Source organism: Leptolyngbya sp. GB1-A1, from assembly GCF_039962475.1.
In the GTDB taxonomy this organism is placed as follows: Bacteria; Cyanobacteriota; Cyanobacteriia; order Elainellales; family Elainellaceae; genus Leptolyngbya_A.
On record NZ_JAMPLI010000036.1, the window covers coordinates 1 to 22,571 of the forward strand.

20 protein-coding genes are annotated in these 22,571 nt (G+C 52.2%); 14 read left to right on the forward strand and 6 right to left on the reverse strand.

What is annotated here, in order from left to right; all coding sequences use genetic code 11:
• Positions 1-319: 319 nt before the first annotated feature.
• Positions 320-508, forward strand: a complete 189-nt coding sequence (locus NDI45_RS23140) for a hypothetical protein (protein ID WP_348249048.1) — start codon at positions 320-322, stop codon at positions 506-508.
• Positions 509-611: 103 nt separating this feature from the next.
• Here the strand turns inward: NDI45_RS23140 and NDI45_RS23145 are convergent, their stop codons facing one another.
• Positions 612-1,154, reverse strand: coding sequence for a DUF1643 domain-containing protein (locus NDI45_RS23145; protein WP_348249050.1), 543 nt, complete (start codon positions 1,152-1,154; stop codon positions 612-614).
• A gap of 156 nt (positions 1,155-1,310) precedes the next feature.
• On the opposite strand from NDI45_RS23145, the gene NDI45_RS23150 reads away from it, so the two are divergent.
• From NDI45_RS23150 to NDI45_RS23170, 5 genes are all read left to right on the forward strand, one after another.
• Positions 1,311-2,099, forward strand: a complete 789-nt coding sequence (locus NDI45_RS23150) for a PspA/IM30 family protein (protein WP_190791125.1) — start codon at positions 1,311-1,313, stop codon at positions 2,097-2,099.
• A gap of 267 nt (positions 2,100-2,366) precedes the next feature.
• The gene (ppk1, locus tag NDI45_RS23155) at positions 2,367-4,703 is read left to right on the forward strand and encodes a polyphosphate kinase 1 (protein WP_348249052.1); all 2,337 of its coding nucleotides are present in this window, start codon (positions 2,367-2,369) and stop codon (positions 4,701-4,703) included.
• A gap of 70 nt (positions 4,704-4,773) precedes the next feature.
• Positions 4,774-6,261 (forward strand): aminotransferase class I/II-fold pyridoxal phosphate-dependent enzyme, encoded by a 1,488-nt coding sequence (locus NDI45_RS23160; protein WP_348249054.1) that lies wholly within the window; start codon positions 4,774-4,776, stop codon positions 6,259-6,261.
• Positions 6,262-6,443: 182 nt separating this feature from the next.
• Complete coding sequence (cbiT, locus tag NDI45_RS23165; RefSeq protein WP_190792654.1) at positions 6,444-7,046, forward strand: precorrin-6Y C5,15-methyltransferase subunit CbiT; 603 nt, start codon at positions 6,444-6,446, stop codon at positions 7,044-7,046.
• 315 nt (positions 7,047-7,361) lie between these two features.
• A complete protein-coding gene (locus NDI45_RS23170) occupies positions 7,362-8,234 on the forward strand; it encodes a phosphatidate cytidylyltransferase (RefSeq protein ID WP_190792657.1) in 873 nt (290 codons plus the stop codon).
• A 189-nt stretch (positions 8,235-8,423) separates the two neighbouring features.
• On the opposite strand, the gene hemH is transcribed toward NDI45_RS23170, so the two are convergent.
• Positions 8,424-9,587, reverse strand: coding sequence for a ferrochelatase (hemH, locus tag NDI45_RS23175; RefSeq protein WP_348249093.1), 1,164 nt, complete (start codon positions 9,585-9,587; stop codon positions 8,424-8,426).
• 245 nt (positions 9,588-9,832) lie between these two features.
• Between hemH and NDI45_RS23180 the strand changes: the two genes are divergently transcribed.
• From NDI45_RS23180 to NDI45_RS23205, 6 genes are all read left to right on the forward strand, one after another.
• Positions 9,833-11,020, forward strand: coding sequence for a site-specific integrase (locus NDI45_RS23180; RefSeq protein ID WP_348249056.1), 1,188 nt, complete (start codon positions 9,833-9,835; stop codon positions 11,018-11,020).
• A 298-nt stretch (positions 11,021-11,318) separates the two neighbouring features.
• A complete protein-coding gene (locus NDI45_RS23185) occupies positions 11,319-12,044 on the forward strand; it encodes a class I SAM-dependent methyltransferase (protein ID WP_348249058.1) in 726 nt (241 codons plus the stop codon).
• Positions 11,993-12,181: a CPXCG motif-containing cysteine-rich protein gene (locus tag NDI45_RS23190; RefSeq protein WP_190792650.1), complete on the forward strand. Its 189-nt coding sequence runs from the start codon at positions 11,993-11,995 to the stop codon at positions 12,179-12,181. The genes NDI45_RS23185 and NDI45_RS23190 overlap by 52 nt, the downstream gene beginning before the upstream one ends.
• Before the next feature lie 5 nt (positions 12,182-12,186).
• Complete coding sequence (locus NDI45_RS23195; RefSeq protein ID WP_190792649.1) at positions 12,187-12,345, forward strand: hypothetical protein; 159 nt, start codon at positions 12,187-12,189, stop codon at positions 12,343-12,345.
• 106 nt (positions 12,346-12,451) lie between these two features.
• Positions 12,452-13,294: a response regulator gene (locus NDI45_RS23200; protein ID WP_348249061.1), complete on the forward strand. Its 843-nt coding sequence runs from the start codon at positions 12,452-12,454 to the stop codon at positions 13,292-13,294.
• Positions 13,295-13,326: 32 nt separating this feature from the next.
• On the forward strand, positions 13,327-14,451 hold the full coding sequence (locus tag NDI45_RS23205) for a SpoIIE family protein phosphatase (RefSeq protein WP_348249063.1): 1,125 nt from the start codon (positions 13,327-13,329) through the stop codon (positions 14,449-14,451).
• A gap of 31 nt (positions 14,452-14,482) precedes the next feature.
• Here NDI45_RS23205 and NDI45_RS23210 read toward each other — a convergent pair whose 3' ends face one another.
• From NDI45_RS23210 to glgB, 3 genes are all read right to left on the reverse strand, one after another.
• Entirely contained in the window at positions 14,483-14,818 is a 336-nt protein-coding gene (locus NDI45_RS23210; RefSeq protein WP_199296298.1) for an STAS domain-containing protein, read from the reverse strand.
• 284 nt (positions 14,819-15,102) lie between these two features.
• On the reverse strand, positions 15,103-15,597 hold the full coding sequence (locus NDI45_RS23215) for a sterol desaturase family protein (RefSeq protein ID WP_190789783.1): 495 nt from the start codon (positions 15,595-15,597) through the stop codon (positions 15,103-15,105).
• Between the two features lie 191 nt (positions 15,598-15,788).
• The gene (gene glgB / locus NDI45_RS23220) at positions 15,789-18,083 is read right to left on the reverse strand and encodes a 1,4-alpha-glucan branching enzyme (RefSeq protein WP_190789782.1); all 2,295 of its coding nucleotides are present in this window, start codon (positions 18,081-18,083) and stop codon (positions 15,789-15,791) included.
• Positions 18,084-18,921: 838 nt separating this feature from the next.
• Here glgB and NDI45_RS23225 point away from each other — a divergent pair.
• Positions 18,922-21,087, forward strand: coding sequence for a CHASE2 domain-containing protein (locus tag NDI45_RS23225; protein ID WP_348249066.1), 2,166 nt, complete (start codon positions 18,922-18,924; stop codon positions 21,085-21,087).
• On the opposite strand, the gene NDI45_RS23230 is transcribed toward NDI45_RS23225, so the two are convergent.
• Positions 21,000-21,413 carry an MGMT family protein gene (locus tag NDI45_RS23230; protein WP_190789780.1) on the reverse strand — a complete coding sequence of 138 codons (414 nt, stop codon included), beginning with the start codon at positions 21,411-21,413 and terminating at the stop codon, positions 21,000-21,002. The genes NDI45_RS23225 and NDI45_RS23230 overlap by 88 nt on opposite strands.
• Positions 21,414-21,584: 171 nt before the next feature.
• Here NDI45_RS23230 and NDI45_RS23235 point away from each other — a divergent pair, with 171 nt between their 5' ends.
• Entirely contained in the window at positions 21,585-22,379 is a 795-nt protein-coding gene (locus tag NDI45_RS23235; RefSeq protein WP_348249068.1) for a hypothetical protein, read from the forward strand.
• Positions 22,380-22,571: the final 192 nt, after the last annotated feature.

The window sequence follows — 22,571 nt, forward strand, 5'->3', positions numbered from 1 at the left end:
CGTTTGACTGCCTCGATTGCTTTAGTGCGGAGGTCGTAGCTGTAGGGGGCGGACATGAGCATTTCCCAACTCTCTTCTAGCCTCTATGTTACTGTCCTATCTCTGTTGCGTAGGGCTATACTTGCGAAGTTCAACCCACTGTGCTGCTCCCAAAATTGCCCCAAAAGCTGTTCTTGAAGGGATCTCTTTCAGTAGATAGTGCGTCTGCGTCTCTACAAGTCCGTCATAAGTATTTCTGTGGTCATATACTCTTTTAAGCAGCAGTTGAAATAGAGGCTTTATCGGCAGGAAGCTTCGCAGAAAACGTTCTACGGAGTCGTTGAATACGACTGAATCGATTACTCGACCAACAATTTCACTGGCTGCCCAGCCTGCTGCAAACCCTACTGCGGTCAAGCAGGTAAAGCCAATTACAAATCTGCGTCGTTCAGAGCGAGGAATTAAAAGTGGTCTACGCTCAGAATCAGAGTATGAGTCCATGCTCTACAGCAGTAGCAGTACGCCCTAGATTGCCCATTTGATGTTGCTGGCGAGCAGCCGTACAAGGATGTATTAGCATAGCGCAAGGCATGGATTCTAGAGTCTAGGAAATAATGCGTTACGGCTTTCGCCTAACGGTATCCTACGAGATCTGAGCATTCATACAGAATTGGCAACGTCTTTCCCGACAAATACAGCGGGTGCTTCGGCTGACCCGATCGATTTACCCCCAAACAATACACACCATAATTTCCAATCAGCTCCAGCACCCTTCGATCGCGTCCTGCCAATGTCCCCCAGTTGCCCCAGGCAATCATTACTCGATCGCTTTCTTGAACTGCGGTCAGGAGATGGCGATCGTTTTCTGCGCCGATCGGATCAGATGCCTGCTGCAAAACCGTAGGATGGGTGGCTTTGAAGCCGAAGAGATTGACGACCTTCAGTGAACCGTAGCCCCAGGTTTGAGCAAACTGAAGGCAGCGGCGAATGGTGGGATCGTTGCGATCGGCATCCGCAGTGCTGGGGTTGAGCATGACAAAGGTGAGGCGGGGGGCATCAATTTGCCAGGTGCGCCAGAGTAAATAGCGATAGTCACCTGTGGAGTCAAAGACTGCGCCGCTGGGCAAGATCGTCTTTTCTAAAGTGGAATGAAGGGAAGTGCAAGGATTTTTCACGGGCTGGGTTTCCCTGCGTACAATACAAATAGGGCTTCTCTCTGCTGAGTGTGGCGATAGGGTTGCTCAGGGGCAAAACCTGGATCACGGTTAGGATAACCCGCAGGAGTTGCTTTTTTAAAACCGAATTTTCGTATCCGAAGAGGAAAGAGAGTCATGGGACTATTTGACCGTGTGAGCCGCGTTGTTCGGGCAAACTTAAACGCTGCCGTCAGTTCGGCTGAAGATCCAGAGAAGATTCTCGATCAGGCAATTATTGATATGCAGGAGGACCTGGTGCAGTTGCGTCAGGCAGTGGCTACGGCAATCGCCAGCCAGAAGCGCACCCAGCAGCAAATGAACCAGGCAAACTCTGAAGCAGACAACTGGCAGCGACGGGCAAAACTTGCCTTGGAAAAAGGCGACGAAAACCTAGCACGGGAAGCACTAAGTCGCAGAAAAACCAACGTTGAAACCGGGACTGCCCTCAAGAACCAGCTCGATCAGCAGGCGGGCACGGTGGACACGCTGAAGCGTAACCTGATCGCCCTGGAAGGCAAAATTTCTGAGGCAAAAACCAAGAAAGATATGCTCAAAGCCAGAGCCAGTGCAGCCAAGGCAAACGAGCAGCTTCAGAAAACCGTGGGTGCTTTGGGAACCGGCAGCGCAATGTCTGCCTTTGAGCGGATGGAAGACAAAGTGCTGCAAATGGAAGCGCGATCGCAGGCAGCGGCAGAACTGGCAGGAGCCGATTTGGAAAGCCAGTTTGCCCAGCTTGAATCGGGCAGCGACGTGGACGATGAGCTAGCCGCGCTCAAGTCTCAGCTTCTCACAGGTTCCACCCCCAGCCAAGCACAGTTACCGGGTACGCAAACGACGGCGCCTGCCTCAGCTCCGGCTGCTCCCCAGGACCCGGCGGTTGACGCAGAGCTAGAAGACCTGAAGCGACAGCTTGATCAGCTCTAAGATTGATTAGCTCTAAGAGCACTGCATTTAGAAAAACAGAACTTTGGGGGTAAGGTATCCTTGCCCCTATTTGTTTATAGTCTGATTAGTGCTCGATCGGCTCTTCCAGCTGCGAGATTTAACCAGCGTTTGGAGTTTATTCGCAGCTCAAATTGAGTAGCTTTAACGATTCAACCCGCCGTTAATTCTGGTAATCCTTATAGGGTTGTTGTGTGAACGTCTTGCCCAGAGCGCGGGCAATCTATTCGTACTACCCCGCAAAATTAGTTGGGGACAAACTCTTCTCTCCATCCCGACTTCTCTCCCCATCCCGACTTCTCTCCCCATCCCGACTTCATCCGAATTATGCCGCGATCGAAAAAAGCTGCATCCCGACTTTCTTCTGCGACTGCTCCGGTGCAAACCAGTCCCTCCCCAGAGGCTGTTGCCCCAGAGGTAAGTGCTGCCGTTTCCGCTAACGAAGGAATTGCAATTGAACCGCAGCACTATCTCAGCCAGGAATTGAGCTGGCTAGAGTTTCACAATCGCGTGCTGCACGAGGCGATCGATCCGCGTACGCCCTTGCTAGAGCGAGTTAAGTTTATGGCAGTCTGCTGCTCAAACCTCGACGAATTTTTTATGGTGCGGATGGCGGCACTCAAACAGCAGATCGAAGCCGGGGTGATGAGGCGATCGCCCGATGGCTGCACCCCGCAAGAACAGATGCAATTAATCGCTCAGCGGCTCCGTCCGATGGTGGTCCAGCAGCAGCAGCATTTTCAGCAGGTCTTACGTCCCCAGCTTTTCGCGCAAGGAATTTATTTGCTGGACTATCAGGATCTGACCCTGGCACAGCAAAGCTATCTAGAGCAATATTTCGACAATCGCATTTTTCCCGTGCTCACGCCGCTGGCCGTCGATCCAGGCCATCCCTTTCCCTACATCTCAAATCTCACCCTTAATCTGGGCGTGATTGTGCAGGATAGCGAAACTAAAACAGAGCGTTTTGCGCGAGTTAAAGTGCCCGATGGGCTGCCGCGTTTTATCCTCTTGCCGTCTGAACTGTGGGATGCGAATCCGCCAACTTGGGCAGGGGTTCCGGTCGAGCAGGTGATCGCTCACAATCTCAGGGCACTGTTTCCGGGAATGGAAATCGTGGCAGCTCATTTGTTTTGTGTGACGCGGGATTCGGATCTAGAACTCGAAGAAGATCAAGCCGATGATTTGCTGGAGGCGATCGAAGAAGAGCTTCGCAAGCGGCGGATTGGCGGTCGGGTGGTTCGCCTGGAAATCGAAGCCAGTGCGCCCAATTACTCCCCCGATCGTTCTGTCGCGGGAGCTGCCTTGCAACGCCTGAAGCAAATGCTGATGGAAGAACTGGAGCTGACCGACCTGGATGTTTACGAACTGGAGGGCTTGCTTTGTTTGCGGGATGTAATGAGCCTGACCACGCTGGCTCTGCCTGAGCTAAAAGAACCTGCCTGGAGTCCGACGATTCCGCCTGTGCTGCGGCATGGGACTGAGCGATCAAAAGCAAGCAAAGAAGGGCAAGACATTTTCTCGATTTTGCGACAGCGAGATATTTTGCTGCATCATCCCTATCACTCGTTTAGCGCATCAGTGCAGCAGTTCATCACCCAGGCGGCAAACGATCCTGAAGTGCTGGCAATCAAGATGACGCTGTATCGCACCACAGACGATTCGCCGATCGTCAACGCCCTGATCATGGCGGCAGAAAAGGGCAAGCAGGTTGCGGTGCTGATTGAGCTAAAAGCCCGGTTTGATGAAGAAAAAAACATTACCTGGGCACGTAAGCTGGAAAAAGCAGGCGTTCATGTGGTGTATGGCTTGCTTGGCTTAAAAACTCACACGAAAATTATCCTGGTCGTGCGGCAAGAAGCGGAGCACATTCGTCGCTATGTTCACATTGGCACAGGCGATTATAATCACCAGACCGCTCGCTTTTATGCCGATCTGGGACTGCTGAGCAGCCGAGAAGACCTGGGCGCAGATTTGACCGACTTGTTTAACTACCTGACCGGCTATTCGCGTCAGCAAACCTATCGCAGGCTGTTGATGGCTCCGGTGAATTTGCGCGATCGGCTAATTGCCCTAATTCGGCGAGAAATGCAGCACTGTCAGCAGGGCGGGTCGGGACGCATCGTTGCCAAGATGAATGCCCTGGTCGACCCGCAAATTATCGCTGCCCTGTACGAAGCTTCGCAAGCCGGAGTTCAAATCGACCTGATTGTACGCGGCATGTGTTGCCTTTGTCCGGGTTTGCCCGGCATGAGCGATCGAATTCGGGTAATCAGCATTATCGGTCGCTATTTGGAACACTCGCGCATTGTCTATTTCCACAATGGCGGACAGGAAGAAGTTTACATCGGCAGTGCGGACTGGATGCCCCGCAACCTCGATCACCGTATCGAAGCAATGACCCCGATCGATGATCCGCTCCTCGTCAAAGATCTTCAGGAGATTTTGGGCATTCTGCTCTCGGACAATCGCCACGCTTGGGAGCTACAACCGAACGGGCAATATGTGCAGCGTCAGTCGCGATCAAAGCAAGACGAACGAGACGCGCAAACCATTTTTATGCAGATGGCAGCCTCGCCTCTTTAGTAGACCTTATCCACCAGTAGACCTTTACAGTAGAGAAATTGCTCATTCTCTTCTGTAGTTTGCCTGCCCCATGTCCGATCAAGCTCAAACCCCGTTACTCGATGCCCTCAACGCTGCCGCCCTGCGCGATCGAGCCGTGTTTCATACCCCCGGACACAAACAGGGACAGGGCTCACCGCACAAATTTTCCCAGCGAGTCGGCTTCGCAATGTTGCAGGCAGACTTGCCCGAACTGCCCGAACTCGATAATTTGTTTGCGCCCGAAGGCGTGATCGAAGCAGCGCAACGCCTGGCAGCAGAGGCATTTAGAGCGGAGGCAACCTATTTCTTGGCAAACGGCTCGACCTGCGGCATCGAAGCGGCAGTGCTGGCAACTTGTCAACCCGGCGATCGTCTTATCTTGCCCCGTAATGCCCATCAGTCAGCGATCGCAGCCCTGATTCTGTCGGGAGCCACACCGGGATGGATTGAGCCTGTTGCTGACCCAGCCTGGGGCATTGCTCATGCGGTGACTCCGGCAGCCGTTCAAGCCGCCATCGATCGCAACCCGGATGCGAAAGCCGTGCTGATCGTTTCGCCCACCTACTACGGGGTTTGTGCTGATCTGGAATCGATCGCCCGCATCGCTCACGCCCACAATTTGCCTTTGCTGGTGGATGAAGCGCACGGAGCGCATTTTAGCTTTCACCCGGATTTGCCGATGTCTGCCCTGCAAGCAGGAGCCGATCTGGCGGTTCAGTCTACCCACAAAACCCTTTCTGCTCTGACCCAGGCGGCAATGCTGCACGTTCAGGGAAACCGGATCGATCGCGATCGGCTTCGGCGTGCCCTCCAGCTTGTACAGTCCACCAGTCCAAACTATCTGCTGCTGGCTTCGCTCGATGCCGCCCGTCAGCAAATGGCAACCCAGGGAAAAGCGTTGCTGAGTGAAACGATCGCCCTTGCCGAGAGAGTGCGTTCCCAGATTTCCTCGATTCCCGATATTCGCCTCCTGGCTCCTGAATCCGTTGCACGGCTGGGTTTTCCTGCCCTTGACCCGACTCGTTTAACGATCGAGGTTTCAGGCTTAGGCTTCAGCGGATTTGCCGCCGACGAAATTTTGCATCAAGCGTTTGGCGTGACTGCCGAGCTGCCGGGAATGACCACCCTCACTTTTATCCTCACCTTTGGCAATCTGATCGAGGATGCTGATCGCCTTGTCCATGCCTTTCAGCGTCTCAGCCACGATTACAGCATGCCGCCTGCATCTCCCTTGCTTTTGCCCGATGCTCCTCTGCCGATGCTGGATGCTTCGCAGTTTCCCGAAGAGATAATCGCTCCAATGTCGCCCCGAGCTGCTTTTTTTGCGCCCAGCCAAACCCTGCCTGTGGCAAAGGCGATCGATCGTGTGAGCGCAGAGCTGGTCTGCCCCTATCCCCCCGGAATTCCGCTACTATTGCCAGGAGAAGTCGTGACCCTCGAAGCGATCGATCGGCTTCAGCAAATCCTGAAAGCAGGTGGGATGATCACAGGCTGCGCCGACTTAACCCTGAAAACGATTCGAGTCGTGATGCATTAACAGCAGTAATGCAACAAGTCATACAACAAAGGGAGTTGTGCCAAACAGCCATCAACGCTGATTAAAAACCCGATCCCAAAAGGTCACGGGATTCGATCGCCAGATCAAATGGCAAACTACCCCCTCCTTTACTCCTCTACTCCCCCACCCCCTGATCCCTCTATCTCCCCCTTCCTTTGCCCATGCCTTCTCCGCTCTGGTCTTATGTGACTCCCGGTATTCCCGATGCCCTCTTCGAGCAACTGCCCGGTATTCCGCTCACCAAACGGGAAGTGCGGGTGCTGCTAATTTCTTCGCTGCGGCTCAAGGCAAATTCAATCCTGTGGGATATTGGTGCGGGTACGGGAACGATTCCGGTTGAGGCAGGGCTGCTCTGCCCACAGGGGCGCATTGTGGCGATCGAGCGAGATGAGGAAGTGGCAAGCCTGATTCGGCGAAACTGCGATCGCTTTGGCGTTAGCAATGTGGAAGTGATCGAAGGCAGTGCGCCCGACTGCTTGCAGAACTTAAGTGACGCGCCTGACTGCGTGTGTCTAGAGGGGGGGCGTCCGATTAAAACCATTTTGCAGGCAGTGTGGCAGCGGCTTTTGCCTCAGGGTCGCATCGTGGCAACGGCAAACAATTTTGAAAGCCTGTATGCCATTTCTGAAGGATTAGCAGAACTGCGTGCCCGCAATATTGAAGTGGTGCAATCGGCGGTCAATCGGCTCGAAACACGCGGAAACCATCAGCTCTTTGCCGCCGTCGATCCCATTTTTGTGCTGAGCGGTGAAAAGGTAGACTAAGAGGAATTGCGGCTGGACCTCGCCCGATCAGGCTCAAATTCCCTTTGCTCAAATCTCTTCTCAGCCTGAATCGATCGCGTTTAGCTGCGTTTTTGTGGATAGCAGGTGTGGGAAGGATGCTACGGTGTTCAATTTTGTTCTCGGTTCGGTCAATTCTCCTGTAGAACTGAAATCTGTGGCAGAGTAGTGCTGAAACTGAACTTTATGCCGTCATTCGTCAAGCTATCTCTTCACTGTTCAGGCCACATTCAGGCAATATTCAGCCAACATTCAGGCCACCATTCAGGCAACTAAGTCTTGAGTCAAACTATGCCCATACCGCTACCGCGTATTCTCAGTGCAATTGTGGCGATCGTCCTGGCGTTGGGGATGACGCTGCTGGGAGGCTGGTACTTTACCCTTGGCTTCGGCATTATCGTCTATTTGGGGCAGCTAGAGTATTTTGAGCTAACCCGCGCCAAAGGCATTGCGCCTGCCGCAAAAACTACGCTCGTCGTCAGTCAAATTCTGCTGGTAACTGCCACCCTTTCCTCGCCGCTTGCTGATGCCGTGATGCCTGTTGCTGGAACGTTTATCTGCTTCTATTTACTGTTTCAGCCCAAATTTGCCACGATCGCTGATATTTCCGCTTCGATTCTAGGCTTGTTCTATGGCGGCTACCTGCCTAGCTATTGGGTGCGATTGCGGGCACTGGGCAGTGCAGAAGTCAGCAACTTACCCTTGAGCGGCTACTGGCCTCCCTTTCCTCTGCCCCACCTGCAAGACCTCCCCGTTGGGCTCACCGCCACGCTGCTCACCTTTCTCTGCATCTGGGCAGCCGATATTGGCGCGTACGTGTTTGGCAAAACCTTCGGTAAAACCCGCCTCACCGACATCAGCCCCAAAAAGACGGTTGAAGGGGCAGTGTTCGGAGTGCTGGCAAGTGTGGCCGTTGCGACGATCGGCGCATGGTATCTCGGCTGGGCAGGTTCACCCCTCAGCGGCATGGCATTAGGATTAATGATCGGCATCGCCAGCTTGCTTGGTGACTTAACCGAATCAATGATGAAACGCGACGCGGGCGTCAAAGATTCAGGGCAGCTTATTCCCGGACATGGCGGAATTCTCGATCGTGCCGATAGCTATGTTTTTACCGCACCGCTGGTCTATTACTTTGTAACGCTGCTGCTGCCGCTGTTGCCGGGCTAGAGGAGTAAGAAGGTAAGGGGATAAGGAGAGGGGTTGGCGATGATCTGGATTGGCGATGAGCTATTTCCGATTTCCTCAGGCGCGATCGGACTTCAACCGATATCCCTCACTCATCCGATCGTTTCGCCCGCAGCTCCGTTTAAGAGACATTGGAGACTCTTTAAACAATCCCTAACAGCAAATAATTCCTTACAGCAACCCCACAAAGTGCAGTGGACCGTGACCGCTAATTAGCTCGATCAGCAGTGCCAAAAAGCCCAGCATGGCAATTCGTCCGTTCCAGACTTCTGCGGTGGTGGTCATGCCCCATTCCCAGCGTTCCTGCGGGTACATCTTCACCCTTTTCTTCATCTGGGTGACTTCTGCCAGCTTTAGACTGGGTGAATTCATCGCAGAAATCACCAGATCTGCCAAGTCGTCAATAAAGACGGGATGGGTATTGAGGGCAGGCACGCGATGGAAGTGCTCGATTCCAGCTTCCTCAGCGACTTCGCGATATTCAATGTCGATTTCTTGCAGAGTTTCAATGTGTTCTGAGACAAAGCTGATGGGTACAACCAGCAAATCCTCAACGCCCTGCTTTGCCAGATCTCCGATCGCCTCTTCGGTATAGGGCTTCAGCCATTCCACCGGACCCACCCGGCTCTGATACGCCAGCGTATGGGGATTCGGGTGATTCAGCGTTCGCATAATTAGCTCAACGCATTCTTCGATTTCCTGCTGGTAGGGATCGCCTGCCTCTTCCACATAGCTCACCGGAACCCCGTGGGCACTGAAGAAAATATGGGCCTGATCCGGGTTTTCAAGCTGGTCTAGCTCTTTAGCGATCAGGTCTGCCATTGCTTTCAGGTAGCCCGATCGCTTATACCAGGACGCAATCACTGTGTAATCGATCCCGTGCAGCGCAGGGTCTTCTTGCCAGAGCTGCTCTAGCAGGCGGAAGCTTGATCCGCTCGTGCTGATCGAAAACTGCGGATACAGAGGCAGAATCACGAGGCGATCGATACCATCGCGCTTAATTCGAGCCACGGCTTCTTCGGTGAAGGGATGCCAGTAGCGCATTCCGATGTAAATCTGAGCGTCTTCCCCTTTCTCTTTCAGGGCATTGCGCAGTGCGTCTGCCTGTTCTTCGGTAATGCGGCGCAGCGGAGAGCCACCCCCGATTTGCTTGTAGTTTTCTTGCGATTTATTCGCACGACTCGAGGAAATCAGCCACGCCAGCGGCTTTTGCAGCCAGGGAAAGGGTAGACGGATGATTTCTGGGTCAGAAAACAAGTTAAACAGAAAGGGCCGGACATCCTCTAGCTGATCCGGTCCGCCCAGATTGAGTAGTAGAACGCCAACACGACCCATAACTGCCACTCGTCCTTCCCTTAATATTTGTTACTGATTTTAACAATAATCTTTTCTAATTTGTGCCGCTCTGCTCAATTCCGATCGAGATTTTGCTTGAATAGAATCGCCAGCGTTGCCTCACTACTCGCCCAATCGGCTCTGCAAGCCATCACCTTGCTATGCCCTTATTCTACTTAACCAGTGTATTGTAAGCTTTCCTTTTATTAAAAATGAGTCACGGTCTATCTGCAACCTAACAAAAGATGTCAGATTCGTCATCGAAGGACACCGATAGTTCGATCGATCCCCGCATCGAGCAGGCAAATCAACGCCTGAAGGCTGCTCGTATGGGACTTCAGATTGAGCGGCGCGGCAGTAAGCTTTGTCTGCGAGGAACCCTGCCCCCCCGTCCGGGAAGCGATCGCCTGCGGGCGCATCAGCAGAGAGTTCCGCTCGATCTCCCGGCAACGCCCAGTGGATTGAAGCAGGCAGAACAGCAGGTGAAAGTCATTGCAGCACAGCTTATCCAGAATACCTTTGACTGGCGGCAACATTTACCGGTCGTCGGAGGAAAGCGGCTGCATCAAATGGATCTGGCAGAAAAGCTGAAGGCATTCGAGCGGCACTTTCTAGAGCATCTGGCAAAAGATAGCAATCCAGGCGCAACCCGCACCACCTGGGAAAAAACCTACGCGCCCTATCTGCGAAAGCTGGAAGCCACCACTCGATCGCATCCCAATTTCACCCTGACCGAAGCAATTTACAGCACGATTCAAGCTATTCCCGCCAATGCCCGGAGTCGGCAAGTTTGCTGTACTGCTCTGAACGCGCTGGCGCAATTTCTGCATTTGGAACTGCCGATCGACCTCAAAACTCTGTGGGGAACCTATAGCCCCAGCAAAACCCAGATGCGCCGCTTGCCGTCAGACGAAGAGATTGTTGCGATTTTCGATACGATTCCCAGCCCGACCTGGCAATTTGTCTATGGCATTATGGCGACCTATGGGCTGCGAAATCACGAGGTTTTCTTTTGCAACTACAGTGCACTGATCCAGGGCAAAGCCGAAGCCGCGATCGAAGTTTTGCCCACCACCAAAACCGGAAGCCATGAAGTGTGGCCCTTTTACCCAGAATGGGTCGATCGCTTTAATCTCCGCGAAGTCCGGCTGCCGCCCCTCAATCTAGATCTGCATCAAACCACGCTTCAACGCATCGGACAGCAGGTTGCCACGCAGTTTCGCCGCTATCAAATTCCCTTTTCGCCCTACGATTTGCGCCACGCTTGGGCAGTTCGCACGATTCATTTCGGGATTCCTGATACAGTGGCTGCCCGCATGATGGGGCACTCTGTCGCGATCCATAACCGCACGTATCATCGCTGGATCACCCGACGAGATCAGCAGCAAGCGGTTCAGGCTGCCCTAGAGCGGCGAATTATTCGTAATCTGTAATTCGGGTTCAGAATTTGGAATGGGAAGGGAGCGGTGAATGATCTGTGGTTCGGAATTGGGGATTGGAAATGAATTGGGAGTCTATACGGGACAATCGGTTTGTTGTACTGACGCTTGCTCCTGGTGTCAAGATTGAGAGGAGGAGTATAAACGCTAATCTCTCAATGACTTAATCAAGCAGTGACTGAGCCAAGCAGTGACTTAATCTCTCAAAGACTGAGTCAAGACTACAGATAGAACCTCCAAACCAACGCGCTGTTCCAGGTTCTGCAATTCCAAATTCCCTACGGATGACTCTATGGCTACGATTCTTCGAGATTTGAGCTATCGCTATCAGTGGCTATACGATGGCATCAGTCGTCTGGCGGCTTTAACGGTGGGCGGAGAGGCACGGTTTCGGCAGTTGGCATTGGAAGGACTGTCGATCGATCCAGAAATGCAGATTCTCGATTTGTGTTGTGGCAGCGGGCAGGCAACTCGGTACCTCGTGCAGCGATTAGCCCAATCGGGCAAGGGCTTCGCATCGAACCCTGTGGTCGGGCTGGATGCTTCACCTCTGTCGATTCAGCGATCGCAGAAAAATGTACCCGAAGCAGCGTTTGTCGAAGGCTGGGCAGAAGCGATGCCGTTTGAGGCGGAACAGTTTGACCTGGTGCATACCAGCGCAGCCCTGCACGAAATGAAGCTTGATCAGCTCCGCCAGATTTTGCGAGAAGTACATCGCGTTCTCAAGCCGGGCGGCGTGTTTACCCTGATTGATTTTCATCAGCCGACCAATCCGATTTTTACGCCGGGGCTTTATGGCTTTTTCTGGCTGTTTGAAACTGAAACGGCGTGGGAGCTTCTAAAAACAAACCTGGTTAGCGAACTTGAAGCGGCAGGATTTGTAAATCCTCAGCAAACTCTACTGGCGGGCGGCAGCTTGCAGCGGATTCAGGCACTTAAAAAGCAAGATGATCAGGAGAAAAACGAATGCAAAACACCGCAGAATATGTCTGTGCCTATTGTGGAGAACCAAGCCTGACGTTTATCGATTTCAGTGCGGGGTCTACTCAGTCCTACGTGGAGGATTGTCAGGTATGCTGTCGTCCGAACATCTTGTATATCACGATCGACGAAGACACGCTGGAGATTGCGATCGATACTGAATACGAGGGGTAGCCGTAATGCCAATTGTTCTGTTAGGAATGGTGCTGATTCTCACTGTTTTCTTTACTGAAAAAGCAGTCTATTTCCCAGTGGAATTTCTGTTTTCGCTGCGTTTACCGTTCTGGTTTAGTGTGGCGATCGGGTTGCTGTTGGCTGCCTGGTTCCTGGAAGATTAGTTAGATTATTCAAACAGAGCAAAACGAGGAAAAGCAAAGCGAACCCTCAACGCTTCCATCTCAGAAATTAATCTCACAAATTCTCCAATCCCGGAGTTCATTAGAAGTGTCATCCCAATTGATTTTGCTGGTAGAAGACAATCTTACAAATCAAAAAATTATCAGCCAACAGCTAAGATCATTGGGCTATATAGTCGAAATTGCGGCAGACGGTCGCTCTGCGGTTCAGAAAACTGCCCAGAAGCAATACGACATGATTTTGATGGACTGTCAACTGCCCGGTATGGATGGATTTGAAGCGACGATCGCCATCCGGCAGCACGAGCAGATTGCTTTATCCAGTCCCCCATTATCGGGTGGTACAGCGTTAACCCATTCTCAGCCAGCAATCATCATCGCCATGACTGCCAGCAATTTGCCGCGTGACCAGGAACGGGCGATCGCCGCAGGCATGAATGACTATCTTCAGAAGCCAATTCAACGTGTGATGCTGGAAGCTGTTCTGAAACAATGGATGCAACAACTTAAATTGCCAGAGCAACCAAGCTCTAACCCATCCACAGAAGTTCCTCAAACGGATCAAAAGGCAGTTTCCCTGTCGCTGGAGGCATATCTTGACCTACACTACCTGCATCAGCTCTCTGATAACTCTCCAGAGTTTGAGCTTGAGTTGCTGCACGTTTTTCTGAAGGACAGTCACGACCATTTAACAATTTTGCGGCAGGCGATCGATCGGCAAAACTATCGTCTGGCAGAGCAAGCCGCTCATCATTTGAACGGGTCGAGTGCTAATATTGGAGCAAAATCAATCCAATCGGCTGCGGCAGAACTAGAGCAACAGGCTGGCCAACAGCAGTTTAAATCGATCGAGTCTTTGTTAGCCGAAATTGAATCTTCGCTGAATCATATTCAGGAGTATCTAGCTCAGTTTAAAAATGCACTAAGTTAAACAGATTTATACTCTCTTTCGTTTCCGAATTCATGTTTAAGATTCTGGTAATTGATGACGATCCGTTAATCTGTTTGACCGTCAAAAAACTGCTACAGCATGATGGGCATGAGGTGATGACTGCCGCCAATGGCCAGGAAGGCATCGAACAGGCAAAACAGTTTCAGCCTGCCCTGATTATTTGCGACTGGAATATGCCAGCGATGGACGGTCTAGAAGTTTGCCGTCAAATCAAGGCAGAACCTCGTTTAACAACAACTTTTTTTATTCTTTTTACCTCAAGAATGGCGATCGAAGATCGAATTCAGGGATTGAATAATGGAGCGGACGATTTTCTGTCAAAGCCAGTTGATTTTGGTGAGCTAAAAGCAAGGGTTGGGGCTGGGCTGCGGCTGTATCAGCTCAATCAGGATTTACAAACCCAAAAACAGCGCCTTGAAGATGAGCTGAGCGAAGCGGCTGCCTATGTTCGATCGCTCCTACCTGCTCCGGTGCAGGGCAAAGTCTCTATTGACGCTCGATTTATTCCTTCCAGTCAGCTTGGTGGCGATTGCTTTGATTACTTCTGGCTGGATGACAACCATCTGGTGCTGTATTTGCTCGATGTGTCGGGACACGGGCTGGGGGCGGCTTTGCCATCGGTGATTCTGCTCAACTTGCTGCGATCGCAGTCTCTACCCGAAGTCGATTTTCGTCATCCCGAAGCCGTTTTGACTGCTCTAAATCAGGCGTTTCAAATGCATAGCCAGAACCAGAAATTTTTCACGATCTGGTACGGCGTTTATCAGCCCAGTTCTCGACAGCTCACTTATGCCAGTGCTGGACATCCACCTGCCGTATTGCTCACGAGTGATGCCCTGTCTACCATGACTCAACTGTTGCGAACACCTAATTTTCCGATCGGTATGATTGAGCAATTTCAAGTCAACTGCAAGGTCACAACAATTCCTGCGAATAGCGTCCTTTATCTCTACAGCGATGGAGCCTATGAGGTGCAGCACGCCAGTAATCAGTGGGGGCTGGAAAGCTTTATTCAGCTATTAATTGATGCTGGACAGCAAACCAATTTGGAGCAGGTTCTCAATCGCCTATTTAAGCAGTTTCAGGGGCGTTCTTTAAGCGATGATCTCGCGCTTGTCCGAGCTGATTTTAGCTAGTAATTTCAGACAGTGATTTTAGCTAATATTTTTAGCTGGAAGGCTCATCTTTAGCCTGAGTCAAAAACTCTTCCTGATCTGCAAAGATGCGAAAAATTCGATCCATGCTTGTGAGTTCGAGCAGCATCTTGACCTGCTGATTGACCGAGCAAAGATAAAGTTTTTTGCCCTGATCGTGAATTAAGCGAACTGCTGTAATCAAAGCTGCTAAACCAGAACTATCCATAAATGTCACATCTTGAAAATCGATCAAAACGCACCTTGCTCCTGTAGTCAGGCATTGGCTTACTTCGTTCCGGAGCTGATCTGCTTGCGTTCCATCCAGAATTCCAGTGAGCTGGATGATCTTAATATTTTGATTAATCATTGAATGGGTTAAATTCCTAATTGCTAAGCTTCTAATGGTTAGGCACGATCGCCAAACCCAAAACACTCCCTTCCAATCATCAATCTACCGCAGAATTCTTTCAGCACAAATCTCAGCCAGACGATCGTCGCTGATAAAAAATTAGACAGCGATCCAAGAAGCTGGAAGGCTGTCTTAATCGATCATGCAGCTTGAACTCTCTCTCGAATCCTGCACCTGAGTTTTTAGCCTAAATTTTGCAATTTTTTTGATTTTTCCGACGGGGCGAACAGCTTCGCGGCATTCTACCACCAGCGTAATTCCAGATGGCTTCGCGTCGGGCGGCTTAATTCTTGTTCGTCCAGCCAATTAACAGCTTTGTACGTGCCGAAAACGTGGTCCCACCAGTCTACTGCCAGTCCAAAGTTGTGATGCCACATGCCGTACTTGTGATGCACATAGTGAACAGGCATTTTCATCCAGAAGCACTTGGTTGGGTCTTCGTGCTGAAGCTGATGCGCGTATGCAGAAAAGACCGCAAACGCAACGCCACCCAGCGTCCAGCCCAACCCCATCTGCCAGGACACCAGGAACATCGGCAGCATCAGAAAAAAGCTGCCCTTCAGATAGTCCAGAAATTCCCAGAACACGCCCTGTCCGTCATTCTTCTTATGGTGATCCAGATGTCGCGCCCCCAGCGTAGATTCCGGGGCAACGTGCATTTTGCGATGAACCCAGTATTCAACCAGGCTTGCCAGCACAAAGGCAACAAAAAAGCAGACGATCGCAGCAATCCACATACCCGTTCAACTCCTGACACTGTTTCTTATCGTAGCCGTGAAGCTAAAAGGAGACAATTGAACCTGAATGAGCCTTGGTTTTATCGTGACAACCCTGGCTGAAGGTTGAGACGTTTTAGCCCCTCCGAAACTCCTCCAAAGTCCTCTTATCCCTATTCTTGTCGCCGATCGTTGAGCTTCAGTTCCCCGTCCTACTCCAATCGCCCAGCTTCTTTAGGCTTCTGGCGATCAAGCTTCAGCACCAGCACTCCCAGCGGAGGGAGGCAGAGGTCGATCGAGTAAGGGCGATTGTGAAATGACCATTCCTCTGCCCACTTACCGCCCAGGTTGCCCATGTTGCTGCCGCCGTACTCGCGAGAATCGCTGTTGAATAGCTCCGTGTAGAAGCCCAGCTCCGGCACGCCGACTCGATAGTGCGAATGGGGCTGCGGCGTGAAGTTACAGACGGTGATGACAAACTCGTCTGGGTCTTTTGCCTGGCGAATAAAGGACACGACGCTATGGCGGTTATCGCTGCAATCGATCCACTCAAAGCCTTCCTGGGTAAAATCAACCTGATACAGAGCGGGTTCGCTGGTGTAAAGCTGATTCAGCCGACTCATGAAGTATTTCAGCTTCTGGTGTGCCTCAAACTGAAGCAGATTCCATTCCAGATCACCCCAGACATTCCACTCGCTCCACTGCCCGAACTCATTGCTCATGAACAGGGTCTTCTTACCTGGATGCGTGAACATATAGGTATAGAGGCAGCGCAGGTTAGCGAATTTTTGCCATTCATCACCCGGCATTTTGCCGATCATTGGGCTTTTACCGTGGACGACCTCGTCGTGAGACAACGCCAGCATAAAGTTTTCGCTAAAAGCGTACCAGATGCTGAAGGTGACGTTGTTCTGGTGGAACTGGCGGAACCAGGGGTCCATGTGGAAATAATCGAGCATGTCGTGCATCCAGCCCATATTCCACTTGAGGTTGAACCCTAACCCGCCGACATAAGTGGGCCAGGACACCATTGGCCATGCCGTAGACTCCTCGGCGATCGTCAATGTCCCCGGAAAGTAGCTAAAGACGAGGTGATTCATCTGCCGCAGAAAGTCCGCCGCTTCGATGTTTTCCCGTCCACCATACTCGTTTGTGACCCATTCGCCTGTCGGACGCTGATAGTCGAGATACAGCATCGATGCCACTGCATCCACCCGCACCCCATCAATGTGGAACTTGTCGAACCAGAATAGGGCATTGGCAACCAGGAAGTTTCTCACTTCGTTGCGGGCATAGTTAAACACCAGCGTGCCCCATTCTTTGTGTTCGCCCTTGCGGGGGTCGGCGTATTCGTACAGGTGCGTGCCGTCGAAGAATGCCAGCCCGTGCCCGTCTTTGGGGAAGTGACCAGGAACCCAGTCCACAATCACGCCAATTCCATTCAGGTGGCACTGATCGACAAAATACATGAAATCTTGAGGTGTGCCATGACGGGAGGTTACCGCATAGTAGCCTGTCACCTGATAGCCCCAGGAACCGTCAAAAGGGTGTTCGGCGATCGGCAATAGCTCGACGTGCGTATAGCCCAGCTCTTTCACATAAGGAATCAGACGATCGGCGAGTTCCCGATAGGTGAGGAACCGTGCGCCTGGCTTCAGGTCTGCCACAATGACGGGCGGAATCACATTGCCGTTTTGATCATGGGCAGGTTCGGCCGCTGAGCCGTGTAACCAGGAGCCCAAATGCACCTCATACACTGAAACAGGGTGCGTCAGGGGATCGGTGTGGCGACGCTGCTCCATCCAGTCGCTATCTTTCCATTCGTAGGAAGAAAGGTCAGTGACGATCGAGGCGGTTTTGGGGCGAACTTCCTGCTGATAGCCGTAGGGGTCGGATTTTTCGTAGATGTGACCCGCGTGATTTTTAATCTCGTATTTATAGCTCGTGCCCGCGCCAATATCGGGAATAAACAGCTCCCAAACGCCATTTCCGCGCACCCGCATCTGGTGTAGCCGCCCATCCCACTGGTTAAAGTCGCCGAGCACTGAGACATTTCTGGCATTCGGTGCCCAGACCGCAAAGTAAACGCCCTTGACGCCGTCAACTTCAGTCGGATGTGCGCCGAGCTTTTCGTAAATGCGGTGATGATTCCCTTCGGAAAACAGGTGAAGATCAAAATCAGTGAGGCTAGGCGATCGAAACGCATAAGGGTCGTAAACTACCCGCTCGTGTTCGCCTTCCTGAATCCGCAACTGATAGTTTTTCAGTTCATCGACATCGAGCACACACTCAAAAAAGTGCGGATCGTGAACCGCGTGCATCGGGTATTCTTTGCGCTCATCCGGGTAAACGACCCAGGCAGCATTGGCACGGGGCAGGTAGGCTCTCACTGCCCAAACGGATTTTCCGTTTTGATGAAGCTGGTGCGGTCCCAAAACTTCAAACGGGTCATGGTGCTGATTCCAAACAATCCGTTCGATTTGCTCTGGTGCAACGGTCATGGACATGAATGTACCTACCTAGACGCAATATAACGAAGATTACAGTGGCAGATTGAACAATTTTGCTGAACTGGGCTGGATAGTCAGGATTAAAGAAATTATGCGATCGCGTTCAGCAGTTCAACTCAACAAAGGAATAAAACAAGGAATAAAACGGTGCAATCGTACCGGTTAGCTTAGAACTGTCCCAAAAATTGAGACAACCGCTCTAAGGTATAGACTGCTGCAAGCCAGGACTTCGATGTGAAGCTGTTTGCAGGGTGTCAACGCCGCCGATTGCCCGATCGATCGCAAGCAGTAAAACGGTCTTTTTTCAAAAGGCTGATCACAAACCTTAACAAAGAGTACCAAATTGCTGATAATCTCTCAAATTTTGTTGTCGAATTGCCCTTGTCGCGTTGACAAAGTGCCCGGTAGGGACAAGGGCGTGGGGCAATGCCGCTTTATACGGAGGGAACCTCTGCGTTCTTTTCAAAGTCTGTGGCTCAAAGTCTATTGCTCAAAGTCTATCGCTCAAAGTCTATTGCTCAAAGTTTATTGCTCAAAGCCTGCTCTCACTGTCCAAGCTGCTTCTCAGGAATTGCTCTGCTAAAGGCGCAAGCTAGGTGCTCCATTCCTTTCCTGCTACTTTAGGATCATCTAAAGTTTTTTCCTGTTTCTGCTCATTTGTTTCTGGCTGTTTATACATCAGCGTTTTGGTGCGATCGACAGGCGACCATCGGGCATTCTATCTACGGTAGCTCCACGCAATACCACCCTTCGCGCAAGGTTTATGAGGCAGTTTCGGAAACAGTTCAATTGGTTGCGTGTGCTTCTCAAAAGAGAGCATCGTCCGCTGTGGAAAGTGAGCCTTGTGATCTCGGCGAGTATTTTGCTGCTGCGCTATTTTGGCTTGCTACAGGCTCCTGAGCTGGCAATGCTCGACCAGATGTTTCGTCTGCGCCCGATCGAGGCAGCCGATCCGCGCATTGTGCTGGTGACGATTAGCGATGCCGATATCCGCCAGATTCAAGCTTGGCCTATTCCTGATCAAGTGCTGGCAAACCTGATCGAACGAGTTCGCACGGCTGAGCCGCGAGCGATCGGGCTAACGCTGTATCGCGATCTGTCAGTCGGTGAGGGTCAAGCTGAGCTAGAAAGAATTTTCGCCACCACACCCAACCTAATTGGCACGGAAAAGCTGCCCGATAACGAGAGTGCCGCAGTCGCCCCACCCACAACCCTCGAGCGTCAGCAGCAGGTGGGCTTTAACAACGTGGTGATTGATGCGGATAACGTGGTGCGTCGATCGCTGCTGTTTCTTCAGCTTCAGCAAGAGCTGCACCGCAGTTTTGCCCTTAAACTTGCTCTGAAATACCTGGAGCCAGAATCAATCGGCTTACGTGCCCGAGGCACTCAGGTCGAAATTGGGTCACTCAAGCTGCTGCCGATCGCCTCCCAGGTTGGGGGTTATATGCGAGCGGATGTGGGCGGCTATCAAATTCTGGCAAATCCGCGCAGTCCCGCCGCCGCATTTGAATCCTTGTCGCTCTCGCAGGTCTTATCAGGCGAATTCGATCCAGAAATCATGCGCGATCGCGTTGTGCTGATTGGCTCCACGTCGGATAGCGTCCGCGACGTTTTTTACACCTCCTACAGCGGAGGATTGGGTGGCAACTCGCTGCCGATTAGCGGAGTCGAGCTACAGGCGCAGTTTGTCAGCCAGCTTTTAAGCGCAGTGCTGGATCAGCGTCCGCTGCTGCACGTTCCGCCAGAAGGGTTTAAGATTCTCTGGCTCTGGCTCTGGTGCTGGGTGGGGGCTGCGCTCTGCTGGTGGGTTCGTCCGCTGGAGCGATCGGCGGTTCGGGTGGGGGTGGCTAGCCTGGGACTCATGCTCATTTGCTATGTCGCTTTTTTGCTGGGATACTGGCTGCCGCTCGTGCCACCGCTAAGTGCTCTGCTGGGTGCAACGATCGCGATGACCGGACGCATTGCTCGCCAGGAAGGAGAACTCAAGAAATCCAAGGAATTTCTCAATTCCATCATTAATACGATTCCTGATCCAGTCTTTGTCAAAAATCAGTCCCATCGCTGGATTGTGCTGAATCGGGCATTTGCCCACTTTATTGGCTACCCGATCGACGTGCTGCTGGAAAAGACAGACTTCGACTTTTTCCCGGCTCAGGAAGCCAACCGCTTTTGGGAACAGGATCAACTCACGTTTCAGCGCGGTACTCAGCAGGAAACCGAAGAAGAATTCACCGATGCTAAAGGCGTGACTTATCTGATTGCCACAAAGCGATCGCTGCACCGAGACGCGGCGGGCAATGTGTTTCTGGTGGGAGTGATTCGCGATATTACCCGACGCAAGCAGGTGGAAGAAGAACTGCGGCGTACGGCGGCTGAGCTGGTGCAGTCCAACGCTGAGCTACAGCAAGCTAAAGAAGACTTAACCCGGCTTGCCTTCTATGATCTGTTGACCGGACTCGCTAACCGCAAACTGCTGCAAGAACGCCTCAGCAGCGCACTCACCTGGGCAAACCCAAATCAAATGGTGGCAGTGCTGTTCCTTGATCTGGATGGGTTTAAGCAAATCAACGACACCTACGGACACCACATCGGCGATCTGCTGCTGCGAACTGTGGCGCAACGGCTGCTCGGCTGTTTGCGAAGTAGTGATACGGTGGCTCGCCTGGGCGGCGATGAATTTGTCGTTGTGCTGCCCGGAATTCCCAGCATCTCGGATGTGATTTGCGTTGCCGATAAGATCTTGCTGACCCTTTCTCAGAAGATCGTCCTGCAAGGAGAACTGCTCTCGATTTCGACCAGTGTGGGCATTAGCCTTTATCCAATTGATAGCATCACGCCCTCAGATTTGCTGAAACAAGCCGATGCTGCTATGTATCGCGCCAAACAGCGCGGCAAAAATTGCTATGAATTTCATCAGACCGGGCTGATGCCTGCGGACTGCGAGGAGCCGTCGCTCGTGCCGTCGTCTGAGCCTGCCGCTGCTTCGGAAACCATTCGGTAGGGGCTTGAGACAAATTCGGGCTGCCAGCGATACTGCCGCAGACTCACTTTTCCCTGTTTGCTGAACACGATGCCTTCTTGCTCCAGGAGCGATCGTTGCAGGTAATCGGTTCCGTGCCGAAAAGGAGACTCGGACACTTTCCCCTTCGCATTAATCACGCGATGCCAGGGAATGTCGTCCAACTGCATATCTACCCGATACAGGGCATAGCCCACCAGCCGCGCCTGCCCCGGAAGGCTTGCCAACTCTGCGACTTGACCATAAGTTGCGACCTTGCCGGAAGGAATCTGCCGGACGATCGCATAAATGGCATCGTAAGTAGACACAGGAGACACCCAAATTTCCTATAGTTTCAAGACGATAGACTGGAGATTAGCCGCTGGAAGCGCTAGACTCTGGACGGTATGCCTCAGACCCTTTCAGGGATTCTTCCCGGTCTGCTGGCTTCAGTCTATTTTCTCTTGTTCATCCCCTTCGTGTGATTTTTCGTTAGTCCTGTGGCACAAGCATCTTCATCCCGTTCCCGATATCCGCTTCGTCAAACCTTTCGGCGTTATGCGCTGCAATGGCTGGAGCGACCCAGCGTTCAGCAAATCGTTCGCTATAGCTCTGCCTCGAAGGGCTGGCTGTTGAGCGGGGCTGCGCTGCTCGTGCTGCTGCTGTGGAACTGGCGACTGGTCATTTCGCTGGGGCTGGGGCTACTGACGCTATCAGCGGGGTATTTGCTGCAACAGGGACAGGGAAGACGGCTGTGGGCAATCTGCCAGCACTGGTGGCAAACCGTCGATCGCCCCTTTATATTGACCCTTGGCAGTAGCATTTTCGTCGTAGGGATGAGCTATCTAACGCTCTCGATCTGGCAGGAAATGCAATCGTCTTGGGTAGCGGTCGGGTTTGTGCTTCAGGGCGCAGCCGTTCTGACTGTTTTAGGTCTGTTGACATGGCAAGTTTGGCGGCAGGCCCAGATCAGCCACGCTCCCCTGAATTCCGCGCTTGATCGAGACTGGTTCATCGATTTGGCAGACTCCGACCCGCTCAAGCGACTGCTGGCAGTGCGGCAACTCACCCACGCCCTCACCCAACCTCACCCGTCTTTATTGCTCACCCCAAAAGAACTAGCAGAAACCTTTCGCCTGATGCTGAACCGCGAAACCGAGCCGATCGTTTGCTGCGCCCTGCTGGAAAGCCTGCAAATCCTCGATGCCCATGTACCTTCGCTGCAAGCCAGTTCTCAACCTGCCGTCCCGGTGACAGCACGAATCAGGGAGCCTGTTGAACGCGACGCAAAATAGCAAAATAATTTTGGCGTTGCTGGATTGAAGGGTGAAGGATTGAGTTTGACTGCGTCAGGTAGCCCCAAAGGGCTCAATTCTGAGGGACTTTGAGTGTTTGAGCGTTCTCCAGCAATGGGGAGCGAACTGATCTCGTGATTTAGCCACGCTAATCATTCGATCGCTTCCCCGATCGCGAATTGTTCCCCCTCA